Source organism: Streptomyces sp. NPDC056738, from assembly GCF_042790435.1.
Taxonomy (GTDB): Bacteria; Actinomycetota; Actinomycetes; order Streptomycetales; family Streptomycetaceae; genus Streptomyces.
The window spans coordinates 26,014-39,525 of record NZ_JBHTZF010000025.1 but is presented as its reverse complement, the minus strand read 5'-3'; the positions used below and the strand labels follow the sequence as shown (position 1 = coordinate 39,525).

General features: G+C 72.1%; 8 protein-coding genes. 6 read left to right on the top strand and 2 right to left on the bottom strand.

Annotation, left to right across the window (positions count from 1 at the left end):
* Positions 1-49 precede the first annotated feature (49 nt).
* A complete protein-coding gene (locus tag ACFRIC_RS39445; RefSeq protein ID WP_382796573.1) occupies positions 50-850 on the bottom strand; it encodes a crotonase/enoyl-CoA hydratase family protein in 801 nt (266 codons plus the stop codon).
* A 196-nt stretch (positions 851-1,046) separates the two neighbouring features.
* On the opposite strand from ACFRIC_RS39445, the gene ACFRIC_RS39440 reads away from it, so the two are divergent.
* From ACFRIC_RS39440 to paaK, 5 genes are all read left to right on the top strand, one after another.
* The gene (locus ACFRIC_RS39440; protein ID WP_382796572.1) at positions 1,047-2,702 is read left to right on the top strand and encodes an acyl-CoA synthetase; all 1,656 of its coding nucleotides are present in this window, start codon (positions 1,047-1,049) and stop codon (positions 2,700-2,702) included.
* Positions 2,703-2,850: 148 nt separating this feature from the next.
* Entirely contained in the window at positions 2,851-5,127 is a 2,277-nt protein-coding gene (locus ACFRIC_RS39435; RefSeq protein WP_382796570.1) for a sulfatase, read from the top strand.
* A gap of 272 nt (positions 5,128-5,399) precedes the next feature.
* Positions 5,400-6,359 (top strand): 5-dehydro-4-deoxyglucarate dehydratase, encoded by a 960-nt coding sequence (locus ACFRIC_RS39430; protein ID WP_382796569.1) that lies wholly within the window; start codon positions 5,400-5,402, stop codon positions 6,357-6,359.
* A 119-nt stretch (positions 6,360-6,478) separates the two neighbouring features.
* The gene (locus ACFRIC_RS39425) at positions 6,479-7,813 is read left to right on the top strand and encodes an enolase C-terminal domain-like protein (RefSeq protein ID WP_382796567.1); all 1,335 of its coding nucleotides are present in this window, start codon (positions 6,479-6,481) and stop codon (positions 7,811-7,813) included.
* A gap of 154 nt (positions 7,814-7,967) precedes the next feature.
* The gene (gene paaK / locus ACFRIC_RS39420) at positions 7,968-9,278 is read left to right on the top strand and encodes a phenylacetate--CoA ligase PaaK (RefSeq protein ID WP_382796564.1); all 1,311 of its coding nucleotides are present in this window, start codon (positions 7,968-7,970) and stop codon (positions 9,276-9,278) included.
* A 52-nt stretch (positions 9,279-9,330) separates the two neighbouring features.
* Here paaK and ACFRIC_RS39415 read toward each other — a convergent pair whose 3' ends face one another.
* The gene (locus ACFRIC_RS39415; RefSeq protein WP_382796562.1) at positions 9,331-10,830 is read right to left on the bottom strand and encodes an acyl-CoA synthetase; all 1,500 of its coding nucleotides are present in this window, start codon (positions 10,828-10,830) and stop codon (positions 9,331-9,333) included.
* 162 nt (positions 10,831-10,992) lie between these two features.
* Between ACFRIC_RS39415 and ACFRIC_RS39410 the strand changes: the two genes are divergently transcribed.
* Positions 10,993-13,419 (top strand): penicillin acylase family protein, encoded by a 2,427-nt coding sequence (locus tag ACFRIC_RS39410; RefSeq protein ID WP_382796561.1) that lies wholly within the window; start codon positions 10,993-10,995, stop codon positions 13,417-13,419.
* The last annotated feature ends 93 nt before the right edge of the window (positions 13,420-13,512 follow it).

Sequence of the window (13,512 nt, the reverse complement as noted above, 5' to 3'; positions counted from 1 at the left end):
GGGCCGTGTCCGCGGGGCGGACGGGCGCGTCCGGGGCCGGGCTTGCGGGTCAGGCCCGCCGGTAGACGGGCGGGCGCTTCTCGGCGAAGGCCCGGGAGCCTTCCTTGGCGTCGGCGGTGTCGAACACCGGCCAGCCGCGCCGCAGTTCGGCGGCGAGCCCGTCGGTCTCGGTGAGTTCGGCGGTCTCGTACACGGACGCCTTGACGGCCTCGACGGCGAGCGGACCGCAGGCGTTGATCTGCTCGGCGACGGCGAGCGCCTTGTCCAGCGCCGTACCGTCGGGCACGACATGACCGATCAGCCCGATGGCCGCGGCCTCCTGCGCGGTGTACGGGCGTCCCGTGAGCAGCATTTCGAGAGCGTGGGTGCGCGGGATCTGGCGCTGGAGCCGGACCGTCGAGCCCCCGATGGGGAAGAGTCCGCGTCTGACCTCGAACAGCCCGAAGGTCGCGGAGGCGCCCGCGACCCGGATGTCGGTGCCCTGGAGGATCTCGGTGCCGCCCGCCACGCAGTACCCCTCGACGGCCGCGATCACCGGTTTGCGGGGCCGGTGGTGGCGCAGCATGGCCTTCCAGTGCAGATCGGGGTCGGCCTTGAGGCGGTCCCGGTACTGCTCGCCCTCCATGCCCCGGCCGGCCAGGGCCTTGAGGTCCATCCCGGCGCAGAAGGCACCGCCGGCGCCGGTGAGCACGATCGAGCGGACGGCGTCGTCCTCGTCGGCCTCGACCCAGCCGTCGTACAGGCCGACCAGCATCGGCAGCGAGAGCGCGTTCCTGGCCTCGGGCCTGTTGAGCGTGAGCACCAGTGTGGCGCCTTCGCGGTGCACGGTGAGGTGTTCGGTCCCACCCATGGGCGTCCTCCCGTCTCGGATGCGAGAACAGGTTGCAGGAGGCGTCCGTCCAGTACAAGGGTTTTCTGACAGACAGTCAGATTTCTTGTGCCGGGGCCCTTCCCACTTGGGTCGGGCTTTGCTCTGATGACCGTCGGGCCGGGGCCGAGGCGCCCTGGCGGCACTCGGCCACGGACGTGCACGGTCAGGAGGAGCGGTGGAGTACAACCTTGCCGACCTGTTCGAGTCGGTCGTCGACGCGGTCCCGGACCGCGAGGCGCTGGTCCACGTCGACCTCCCGGGCACGGGCGCCGAGCGCCGTCTGACGTACGCCGAGCTGGACGCGGCCGCGAACCGTGTGGCGCACCATCTGATCGACAGCGGGATCCGCCCCGGCGAACACCTCGGCCTCCACCTGTACAACGGCGTCGAGTACCTGCAGACGGTACTGGCCTGCCTGAAGGCGCGGATCGTGCCGGTGAACGTCAACTACCGCTACGTCGAGGAAGAGCTGGCCTACCTCTATCAGGACGCCGACCTGGCGGCCCTGGTCTTCGACGCGGAGTTCGCCGACCGGGTGGCGGCCGCCCGGCCGCGCGCACCGCGGCTGCGCCATCTCGTCCGCGTGGGGGCCGCCGCTCCCGGAGCGGGCACGGTGGACGCGAAGGGCCCGGCGGGGGCCGAAAGCGCCTTGGACGCCGTGGACTTCGGGGACGCCGAGGCCTCCGGTTCCCCTCTGCGCGGATTCCCGCCGCGTTCCGCGGACGACCAGTTCATCATCTACACCGGCGGCACGACGGGAATGCCCAAGGGCGTCATGTGGCGGCAGGAGGACCTCTTCTTCGCGGGGCTCGGCGGGGGCGCGCCCACCGGCGATCCGGTGACGAGGCCGGAGGAGCTCGCCGAGCGCGTCGCGGCCGGCGGCGCGGGGATCACCTTCTTCCCCACTCCCCCGCTGATGCACGGGACGTCGACGCTCACCGCGTTCATCGCCTTCAACTTCGGTCAACGGGTCGTGCTGCACCGCAAGTTCTCGCCGGAGGACGTCCTGCGCACGATCGAGAGGGAGAAGGTGACCAGCGTGTCGCTGGTCGGCGACGCGATGCTGCGGCCCCTGATCGACGCGCTGAACGGCCCGCTGAAGGGCACGGACTGTTCCGCGCTGTTCAGCGTCTCCTCGTCCGGCGCGATCATGTCGGACACCGTGCGGGAGCAGTTCCAGGCGCTCGTCCCGAACGTGATGCTGCTCAACAACTTCGGCTCCTCGGAGTCCGGCTTCAACGGCACCGCGACGGCCGACTCCGGTCCCGAGCGCGGCTTCCGCATCCGCGTCAACGCCCGTACGCAGGTGGTGGACCCGGTGACGTACGAGCCGGTCGCGGCGGGTGAGCCGGGGCGGGTCGCGCAGCGCGGACATGTGCCTCTCGGCTACTACAACGACCCGAAGAAGACCGCCGAGACGTTCTTCCGCAAGGGCGACGAACGCTGGGTGCTCCTCGGCGACATGGCCACGGTGGACGAGGAGGGCATCGTCATCGTCCTCGGCCGCGGCTCGCAGTGCATCAACACCGGCGGCGAGAAGGTGTACCCGGAGGAGGTCGAACAGGCTCTGAAGTCGCATCCGGACGTGTACGACGCCCTGGTCGCCGGGGTGCCCGACCCGAGGTGGGGCAGCCATGTGGCGGCCGTCGTCCAGGTCCGCGAGGGCGCGCCGCTGCTGTCGCTCGACGACATCCAGACGCACTGCCGTGCCCGGCTGGCCGGGTACAAGGTCCCGCGCCAGTTGGTGATCACGAACTCCATCCAGCGCTCGCCGAGCGGCAAGGCCGACTACCGGTGGGCCCGGGAGGTGGCCGTGGCCGCGGACCGGTAGGACCTGCGGTGTCATCCGGCTGATCCTCGCGACGTACTCTGTGCGCGGCCGGCCGCCTCGTTGAACCGGAGGTGGCCGACAGCCGTATGGGGGATGACGGAATCGCCTCCGTCGCACCAGCACCGGGTTACGCACGGAAGGACTTCGGGTGTCGCACCACACGCCTCCACGTCAACTGCCGGATGCCGACGCGGGTCCGGACCCCGACGCGACGGCGACGGACGGAACCCGCGACGAGTCCGGTACGGACGTCCGGACCGGGACGCACGCGAGTTCCGGGACGGGAGAGCGGGCCGAGGAGCCGGCCGGCGGCGCGGCGCGCGGCGCGACCGCGGCCGAGCCCACCGTCCCCCACCCTGCCGACGGCGAACCGACGGTCCCGCACCCCGGCGCGGCCACGGACGAACCCACGGTCCCGCGGCCCGCACCGGCCGAAGACGAACCCGCCATCCCGCAGGCCGCCGTGGCCGAAGGCGAACCCGCCGTCCCGGAGCCCGCCGTGGCCGTCGAGGAACCCACGGCCGTGAAGAGCACCACCGACGAACCCACCGGTGAGCGGCCCGGCGACGCGGATCCCACCGGACCGCAGTCGGCTGCCGCCGACGAACCCACCGGTGAGTTGTCCGGCGACGCGGATCCCATGGGACCGCAGTCGGCTCCCGCCGACGAACCCACTGACACGCGGCCCGTCGACCCCGCGCCCACGGACGCGGCCGGGCCCGCCGCGGACGCGACCTCCGCCGGCCGCCCGGGATGGTTCGGCTGGCGTCGGCGCTACCCGCGGGCCGCCCGTGCGGTGGGGGTGGCCACGACCGTCCTCGCCGCTGCGCTGGTGGTCACGATCCTCATCGTGCCCAACCGCCTCGACTGGATGAGCGTCCGGGCCTTCCTCCGCCTCCCGGTCGAGGCCGTCTTCCTCGCGGCCGTGCTGCTGGTCCTGCCGGCGAGGGCGCGGCGGATCACCGCCGGAGCCCTCGGGGTGCTCCTCGGGCTGTCCGGCATCCTGAAGTGCCTCGACATGGGCTTCCGCCAGACCCTGGCCCGGCCGTTCGACCTGGTCTTCGACTGGGTCCTGCTGAGCGACGGGGCGGACTGGGTCAAGGACTCGTTCGGGCGCTCGGGCGAGGTGCTGGCGGTGGTCGGCGTGATCGTCCTGGTCATCGCCGTGCTCGCCCTGAGCGTGCTCGCCACGATGCGGCTGGCGAACGTCCTGGCCCGGCACCGCACCGGGGCCGTACGCGGCACGCTCGTCCTCGGCGTGGCCTGGGTCGTCTGCTTCACCATGGGCCTGCAGACCGGCGGCGTCACGATCGCCACCAAGGGCTACGCCCAGTACCTCTCCAACCGGGTGCAGTACGTCCGTGACGGACTCGGCGACGCCGACGTCTACAAGAAGCAGATGGCCGTCGACGCCTTCGCCAAGACCCCGTCCGACCAGTTGCTGACCGGGCTGCGCGGCAAGGACGTGATGCTCACGTTCATCGAGAGCTACGGCCGTGTGGCGATCGACGATCCGACGATGGGACCGGAGGTCGACGCGACGCTCAAGGAGGGCGGCGCGCGGCTCAAGGCGGCGGGCTTCTCGGCACGCAGCGGCTGGCTCAAGTCGCCGGTGACGGGCGCCGGAAGCTGGCTCGCGCACTCGACGTTCCTGTCCGGCACCTGGGTCAAGAACCAGCAGCGGTACCGGTCCCTGACCACCAGCGACCGCGCCACCCTCACCAGCTACTTCCAGAAGACCGGCGCCTGGCGCACGGTCGGCATCGTCCCCGGCGTGCGCAAGTCCTGGCCCGAGGGCAAGTACTTCGGCCTCGACCACATCTACGACTCGACGCACCTCGGCTACCAGGGCCCGTACTTCAGCTGGACGCCGGTGCCGGACCAGTTCAGCCTGGAGTCCTTCCAGAAGCTGGAGCACGGCAAGAAGAACCGCGACCCGATCATGGCGGAGATCATCCTCGCCTCCAGCCACAACCCCTGGTCCCCCATCGCCCACACGATCGACTGGAACGACCTCGGGGACGGCAAGATCTTCTACAAGATCAAGAAGGAGGGGACGAACCCCACGGAGGTCTGGAAGAGCTCGAAGCGGGTGCGGACCGAGTACCGCAAGGCGATCCAGTACTCGCTGGACAGCCTGACCCAGTGGATGCAGCGCTACGGCGACGACAACACGGTCCTCGTCTTCCTCGGCGACCACCAGCCCGTCCCGACGGTCACGGGCGGCACCTCCAACCGGGACGTGCCCGTCACCGTCGTCGCCCGCGACCCGAAGGTGCTGGACCGCATCGCCGACTGGGGCTGGACGGACGGACTCAAGCCCGCGGACGACGCGCCGGAATGGCCGATGAACAAGTTCCGCGACCGCTTCATGACCGCGTACGGCTCGAACCCGACCCCAGCGACCTCGCCCACGTCCCCCTGACACCCCCGGCCGGCCACCGCCCCGGCCCATCGCGGTCCACCCCGGACCACCCAGGCCCGAACCCAGCGGGCCCGCAGCCACACCGGCCGCGGGCCCGCTGCGCTGTTCCCGGGCATGCGTGAGACCGGGGGCCGCGACACCCGACCCCCGACCCCCGACCCCCGGCCCCCGACACCGACACCGACACCGACCCTGCCCATTGACCGCAGAGGTTCACGAATCTAACCTGTGTTCTCATACATAGACGACGTCTGCATACAGGGATGAGACTCATGGCAGGGTTCAGCGTGGATCCGGACAGTGTGGCCGAGCGGTTGCGGGGTGGCATGGCGGGTGGGGTTCTGTCGTTCCCGCTCACTAGCTTCACGGCGGACGGCGGTCTCGACCTGGAGTCCTATCGGGCCTACCTCACCGCACAGCTCGCCACGGCCCCGGGCGCGGTGTTCCCCGCCTGCGGTACCGGCGAGTTCAGCGCGTTGGACGAGGACGAGTACCGCGCGGTCGTCACCGCCACGGTCGAGATCGCGGACGGCCGCATGCCCGTGGTCGCGGGCACCGGCTACGGATGGGCGCAGGCGCTGCGCTTCGCGCGGATCGCCGAGGAGGCCGGCGCGGACGCCCTCCTCGTGCTGCCGCACTATCTCGTCGAGGCCCCGGAGTCCGGCCTGGTCGAGCAGGTGCGCCGGATCGCCGCCGGCACACGGCTGCCGCTCATCGCCTACCAGCGCGGACCGGTCGCCTTCTCCCCCGCGGGGCTGCGGGCCCTGGCGGCCGTTCCCGGCGTCATCGGGCTCAAGGACGGCCACAGCGACCTCGACCGGCTCCAGCGCCTCACGCTGGCCGCGCCCGACGGCTTCCTGTTCTTCAACGGGGCCGCCACCGCCGAGATCCAGGCCCGCGCGTACGCCACCGTCGGCGTCCCCGCCTATTCGTCGGCCGTCCACGCCTTCGCCCCCGAGATCGCCGGCGCCTTCTTCACGGCGCTGCGCGCCGATGACGAGGCGACGGTGACCAAGCTGCTGCGCGACTTCTACGTCCCGCTCGTCGAGCTGCGCGACACGGTGCCCGGCTACGCCGTGTCCCTGGTCAAGGCCGCCGCCCGGCTGCGCGGCCTGCCCGTCGGCCCGGTGCGCGCGCCGCTCACCGACCCCGGACCGGCCGATCTGGCGGCCCTGGAGCGGATCCTCGACACCGGGCTGGCCCTGGCCGGAGCCGTGCGCCGGCCCTCCTGAGGCACGCGGGGGACGGCCCGGCAGGGCGCGGGGCGGACCGGCCCTCGGCCACGCCCGCCGCCGTCATCCTGGAATCCCCGGCACCGGTCGGCCATCGCCCCTCGTACACAAGGAATGTGATGAAGCGTCAGCAACCGACGATCACCGAGTTCTCCGTCTACCCCGTCGCCGGACGGGACTGCATGGAGCTGAACCTGTCGGGCGCCCACGGCCCCTGGTTCACGCGCAACGTCGTGGTCCTCAAGGACTCCGAGGGGCGGACCGGGCTCGGTGAGGTGCCGGGCGGGGAGAAGATCACCCGGACGCTGCGCGACGCCGGTCCGCTGGTCCTCGGCTCGAAGGTGGGCGACCACCAGCGCGTCCTGCGCGAGATCGGGGACCGCTTCGGCGACCGGGACGCGGGCGGCCGCGGTGCCCAGACCTTCGACCTGCGCACCACCGTCCACGCCGTCACCGCCGTCGAGTCGGCCCTTCTCGACCTGCTCGGACAGCACCTGGACGTGCCCGTCGCCGCCCTCCTCGGGGACGGCCAGCAGCGTGACCGGGTCCGGGTGCTCGGCTACCTCTTCTTCGTCGGCGACCCGGACCGCACGGATCTGCCGTACGTCCGCGAGCCCGACGCCGACGTGGACTGGTACCGCCTGCGGCACGAGGAGGCGCTGACGCCCGCCGCGATCGTCCGGCAGGCCGAGGCCGCCCACGCGCTGTACGGCTTCCGTGACTTCAAGCTCAAGGGCGGCGTCCTGGAAGGCACGGAGGAGGTCAGGGCCGTACGCGCGCTCAAGGACCGCTTCCCCGAGGCCCGCGTCACGCTCGACCCCAACGGCGCCTGGTCGCTGCGCGAGGCGATCGAGCTGTGCGGGCCCCTGGTCGGCACGCTCGCCTACGCGGAGGACCCCTGCGGCGCCGAGGACGGCTACTCGGGACGCGAGATCCTGGCCGAGTTCCGCCGGGCGACGGGCCTGCCGACGGCGACCAACATGATCGCCACGGACTGGCGGCAGCTCACCCACGCCCTGGCGCTCCAGTCGGTCTCGATCCCGCTCGCCGACCCCCACTTCTGGACCATGCGGGGCTCGGTGCGCGTGGCCCTGCTCTGCAACGCCATGGGCCTGACCTGGGGCTGCCACTCGAACAACCACTTCGACATCTCGCTCGCCATGGTCACCCACTGCGGAGCCGCGGCGCCGGGCCCGTACAACGCGCTCGACACCCACTGGATCTGGCAGGAGGGCCTGGAGCGGCTCACGGTCGAGCCGCCGCGCATCGTCGACGGCGAGATCGCGGTGCCGGACGCACCGGGCCTCGGCGTCGAGCTGGACATGGACCGGCTGCTGGCGGCGCACGAGCTGTACCTGAAGGAGGCACTCGGCGCCCGGGACGACGCGGTCGCCATGGGCCACCTGGTTCCCGGGTGGGAGTTCGACCCCAAGCGACCCGCCCTGGTGCGCTGACCACCGCCCGGAGCCGGGCCCGCTCCGGCTCCGGCTGCCGCAAAAAGCGCCGCCGACCCCTTGCACCGGCCACGGACACCTCATTACTGTCCGGAGCAGGACGACCGAATGATCGGTCGTCCGGTATGGCATGGTTGGCGAGGGAGAAGGCGCGATGGCGGGCGGCTCGACGGACTCGAAGGGCCTGCTCGACGCGGGCGAGCGGCTGGACGCGGAGGCGCTGCGGACGCTCCAGCTCGAACGGCTGCGCGCGTCGCTGCGCCACGCCTACGAGAACGTCCCCTTCTACCGGGAGTCCTTCGACAAGGCCGGGCTGCGCCCCGACGACTGCCGCTCGCTCGCCGACCTGGCCCGCTTCCCGTTCACGACGAAGGCGGACCTGCGGGAGAACTACCCGTACGGGATGTTCGCCGTGCCGCAGGAGCGGATCCGGCGCATCCACGCGTCGAGCGGGACGACCGGCCGTCCCACGGTCGTCGGCTACACGGAGAACGACCTGTCCATGTGGGCCGACATGGTGGCCCGGTCGATCCGCGCGGCGGGCGGCCGGCCCGGCGACAAGGTCCACATCGCCTACGGCTACGGGCTGTTCACGGGCGGACTCGGCGCCCACTACGGCGCGGAACGGCTCGGCTGCACGGTGATCCCCGCGTCCGGCGGCATGACGGCACGTCAGGTCCAGCTCATCCAGGACCTGAAGCCCGAGATCATCATGGTGACGCCCTCGTACATGCTGACCCTCCTCGACGAGTTCGAGCGCCAGGGCGTGGACCCGCGCGGCACCTCACTGCGGGTCGGCGTGTTCGGGGCCGAGCCGTGGACCGAGGAGATGCGCCGCGAGATCGAGGAGCGGTTCGCGATCGACGCGGTGGACATCTACGGCCTCTCGGAGGTCATCGGCCCCGGCGTCGCCCAGGAGTGCGTGGAGACCAAGGACGGTCTGCACATCTGGGAGGACCACTTCTACCCCGAGGTCGTCGACCCCTTCACCGGCGAGGTGCTGCCGGACGGCGCGGAGGGCGAACTGGTCTTCACCTCGCTCACCAAGGAGGCCATGCCGGTGATCCGTTACCGGACACGGGACTTGACGCGGCTGCTGCCCGGCACGGCGCGGGTCTTCCGCCGGATGGAGAAGATCACCGGACGCAGTGACGACATGGTGATCCTGCGCGGGGTGAATCTCTTCCCCACGCAGGTCGAGGAGATCGTGCTGCGGACACCGGGCGTCGCCCCGCACTTCCAGCTCCGGCTGACCCGCGAGGGCCGCCTGGACGCGCTCACCGTGCGGGCGGAGGCCCGGCCGGGTGCCACACCCGAGGCGCGCGAGGCGGCGGCGCGGGCGATCACCGCGGGCGTCAAGGACGGGATCGGCGTGTCGGTCACGGTGGAGATCGTCGAGCCGGAGTCCCTGGAGCGGTCGGTGGGCAAGCTGAAGCGGATCGTGGACCTGCGTCCGCGCGCCTGACCGGCCACGGACAGGGCCGCGGGGGCCCCTGACACCCCCGCGGCCCTGTCCGCTACGCCTTGCCGAAGCGGTCCCGCAGCTCCCGCTTCAGGATCTTGCCGCTGGCGTTGCGCGGCAGCTCGTCCACGAACAGGACCCGCTTGGGAGCCTTGAAGTGGGCGAGCTTCTCGCGTGCGTGGGCGATCAGTTCGTCCTCGCCGACCTCGCCCCGGGGGACGACGACCGCGGTGACGGCCTCGATCCAGCGCTCGTCGGGCAGCCCGACGACGGCGACCTCGGCGACCTGCTCGTGGGTGTACAGGGCGTCCTCGACCTGGCGTGAAGCGACCAGCACCCCACCGGAGTTGATGACGTCCTTCACCCGGTCCACCACGGTGAAGTACCCGTGGGCGTCGCGCACCGCGAGGTCGCCCGAGTGGAACCAGCCGTCGCGGAACGCCTCGGCGGTCTCCTCGGGCTTGTCCCAGTAGCCCTCGCACAACTGCGGTGAGCGGTAGACGACTTCGCCCGGTGTCCCGTCCGGCACGTCCTTGCCGTCCTCGTCGACGACCCGCGCGTCCACGAAGAGCACCGGAGTCCCGCACGAGTCCATGCGGCCCTTGTGCTCGTCGGGGCCGAGGACGGTGGCGAGGGGGCCGATCTCGCTCTGCCCGAAGCAGTTGTAGAAGGCGAGCTTCGGCAGCCGTTCGCGCAGCCGTTCCAGGACGGGGACCGGCATGATCGACGCGCCGTAGTAGGCCTTGCGCAGGCCGCTCAGGTCGCGTTCGGCGAAGTCGGGACGGTTCGACAGCCCGATCCACACCGTGGGCGGGGCGAACAGGCTGTCCGCGCGGCCCGCCTCGATCAGGTCGAAGATCTGTCCGCCGTCCGGCGCGTCGAGGATCGTGTTCGAGGCGCCGACCGCGAGGTAGGGCAGCAGGAACACGTGCATCTGCGCCGAGTGGTAGAGCGGCAGCGAGTGCACCGGCAGGTCCCCGGCGCTCAGATCGAGGGCGGTGATCGCGCTCAGGTACTCGTGCACCAGGGCGCGGTGCGTCATCATCGCGCCCTTGGGCAGCGCGGTGGTGCCCGAGGTGTACAGAAGCTGCACGAGCGTGTCGCCGCGGGGCTCGTCACCGTCGTACGGGCGTGCCGCCTCCAGTCGTACGAGGAGCGAGTCGTCGGCGTCGCGCAGCGGCAGGGTCCGTACGCCCTCCGGGAGCCGGCCGGCGAGGTCGGGGTCGGTCAGGACCAGGGCGCATCCCGACTGGCCGACGATGTAGGCGAGGTCGTCACCGGTCAGGTTCTGGTTCACGGGGACATGGACGAGTCCCGCGCGGGAGCAGGCGAGGAAGCCGATCAGGTAGGCGTCCGAGTTGTGGCCGTAGGCGCCGACGCGGTCCCCGGGGTTCAGCCCCGCGTCGAGGAGGACGGTCGCCGCGCGGGAGACGGCCTCGTCGAGTTCCGCGTACGTCCAGGAGCGCTCCCGGTAGTCGACGGCGCGCCGCGCCGGTGTGCGCCGGGCACTGCGCCGCAGCACCCCGTCAACCGTACTGCCGTGTCCAGGCGTCATGTCACGTGATCCTCGGTCCACGGGAGGGGGAGGTCAAGTCACCGCACGCGAGCCGGACGGAAGCCGGACGGAGGCCGGGCGCGAGCCCGGCGGACACTCCGGCGGCGCACTACCCGTTGGTACCCTCAACCGCCCCTTCCCTCAATGATGTTGGGAGGCACGATGCGCACCCGTGCAAGACGGTTACTCGTCGCGGCCGTCGCTCTGTTGACGGCCGCGACCACGCTGCCCGCGGCCGCCGCCGAGCGGCACTCCGCACAGGAACATCCCTCGCACGGCGGCCTGTCGGCCGTGATCCGCTACACCGAGTACGGCATTCCGCACATCGTCGCGAAGGACTACGCGAACCTCGGCTTCGGCACCGGCTGGGCCCAGGCCGCCGACCAGGTGTGCACCCTGGCCGACGGGTTCGTGACCCTGCGCGGCGAGCGGTCCCGCTGGTTCGGGTCCGCCGCGGCACCGGACGGTTCGCTCTCCTCGGCGTCCACGAATCTCTCCAGCGACCTCTACTACCGCGGTGTGCGCGAGGCCGGCACGGTCGAGCACCTGCTCGCCGAGCCCGCGCCGCGCGGCCCCAGCCGCGATGTCAAGGACCTGATGCGGGGCTGGGCGGCCGGCTACAACGCGTGGCTGGCACGGAACCGCGTCACCGATCCGGCATGCCGGGGAGCCGCCTGGGTGCGCCCGGTGACCCAGGTGGACGTCGCCGCACGCGGGTTCGCGCTGGCCGTGCTCGGCGGCCAGGGGCGCGCGGCCGACGGCATCACGGCCGCGCAGCCACCTACGGGGGCGACGACCGGACCGGCGACGGCGGCGGGCGTCGCCGGGCCCGACGCGAAGCGCACCGCCGCCGCCGCACGCGAGTTGTTCGACACCGCCGACATGGGATCGAACGCGGTGGCCTTCAGCGGTGCCTCGACCGCGAACGGCCGCGGTCTGCTGCTCGGCAATCCGCACTATCCCTGGCAGGGCGGACGCCGCTTCTGGCAGGTGCAGCAGACGATCCCCGGCGAGCTGAACGTCCAGGGCGGCGCCCTGCTCGGCACGGCGACGGTGTCCATCGGTCACACCGCCCGGATCGCCTGGAGCCACACCGTCGCGACGGGCGTCACGCTCGACCTCCATCAGCTCACGCTCGATCCCGCCGATCCGACGACGTATCTCGTCGACGGCAGGCCGGAGCGGATGACCCGGCGCGGCGTCACCATCGACGTGCGGGACGGCACGCCGGTGACGCGCACCCAGTGGTGGACCCGGTACGGCCCCGTCGTCACCTCGCTCGGCGCCCAGGTGCCGCTGCCGTGGACGGCCACGACGGCGTACGCGCTCAACGACCCGAACGCGGCCAACCTCCGCGCCCCGGACACCGCGCTGGGCTTCAGCAGGGCCCGCGACACGGCGGGCGTCCTCGCGGCGCTCACCCGGACCCAGGGCCTGCCCTGGGTGAACACGATCGCCGCCGACTCCGGCGGCCACACCCTCTTCACCCAGTCGCAGGTGCTCCCGCGCATCACCGACGAGCTGGTCCAGCGCTGCTCGACGCCGCTGGGCCGGGCCCTGTACCCGTCGTCCGGGGTCGCCGTGCTGGACGGGTCGCGCGGCGACTGCGCGCTCGGCAGCGATCCCGACGCCGTGCAGCCGGGCATCTTCGGTCCGGCGAGAATGCCGGTGCTGAAGGACGCCGCGTACGCGGAGAACTCCAACGACAGTGCCTGGCTGGCGAACGCCGACCGGCCGCTGACCGGCTACGAGCGGGTGTTCGGCACGATCGGCACGCAACGCTCGATGCGCACGCGCGGCGCCGTCGAGGACGTGGCCGCGATGGCCGCGCGGGGTCGGCTGACCGTACGGGATCTCCAGGCGCAGCAGTTCGCGAACCGGGTGCCCGCGGGTGATCTCGTCGCGGCCGACGCGGCGCGGGCCTGTGCCGCGCTGCCGGGCGGCACGGCGACGGGCTCCGACGGCAGGGCCGTCGACGTGGGTCCGGCGTGCGGTGTGCTGGGGGCCTGGGACCGATCGATGGACACCGGAAGCCGGGGCGCGCTGTTCTTCGACCGTTTCTGGCGGAAGCTGACGGCCACGGTGCCGGCGGCACGGCTGTGGAAGGTGCCGTTCTCGGCTGCCGATCCGGTCCGCACCCCGAACACCCTCGACACCTCCGTACCGGGCTTCGCGACGGCGCTGGCCGACACGGTGACGGAGCTCGGGGCGGCGGGCATCGCCCTCGACGCGCGGCTGGATTCCGGCCAGTTCGTCGTGCGGGACGGCCGGCGCATCCCGGTACCGGGCGGCACGGAGTCCCTGGGCGTGTGGAACAAGGTGGAGATGCCGTGGAATCCGGCGGCCGGCGGCTACACGGAGGTCACCACGGGATCCTCGTACATCCAGGCCGTCGGCTGGGACGGCGGCCGCTGCCCGGTCGCCCGCACCCTGCTGACGTACTCCCAGTCCTCGAACCCGAACTCGCCGCACTTCAGCGATCAGACGCGGCTGTTCTCGGGTGAGCGGTGGGTGACCTCCCGGTTCTGCGAGAAGGACATCCTTTCGTCGCCGGGGCTCCGGGTGGTCCGGGTGAGCGACCAGCGCTGACCCCGGGCGGAAGGTGACGGCGCGCGCGGTGCCCCGGGCGGCGCCGGGCCCCCCGCGCGGCCGGGGGACAAAGTGCGGGCGCGGCCCACCCCC

Excerpts from the sequence above, each read along its gene's own strand:
- ACFRIC_RS39415 (WP_382796562.1), bottom strand. The coding sequence starts at position 10,830 with ATGACGCCTGGACACGGCAGTACGGTTGACGGGGTGCTGCGGCGCAGT.
- ACFRIC_RS39425 (WP_382796567.1), top strand. The coding sequence starts at position 6,479 with ATGAAGCGTCAGCAACCGACGATCACCGAGTTCTCCGTCTACCCCGTC.
- ACFRIC_RS39410 (WP_382796561.1), top strand. The coding sequence starts at position 10,993 with ATGCGCACCCGTGCAAGACGGTTACTCGTCGCGGCCGTCGCTCTGTTG.
- paaK (WP_382796564.1), top strand. The coding sequence starts at position 7,968 with ATGGCGGGCGGCTCGACGGACTCGAAGGGCCTGCTCGACGCGGGCGAG.
- ACFRIC_RS39445 (WP_382796573.1), bottom strand. The coding sequence starts at position 850 with ATGGGTGGGACCGAACACCTCACCGTGCACCGCGAAGGCGCCACACTG.
- ACFRIC_RS39430 (WP_382796569.1), top strand. The coding sequence starts at position 5,400 with ATGGCAGGGTTCAGCGTGGATCCGGACAGTGTGGCCGAGCGGTTGCGG.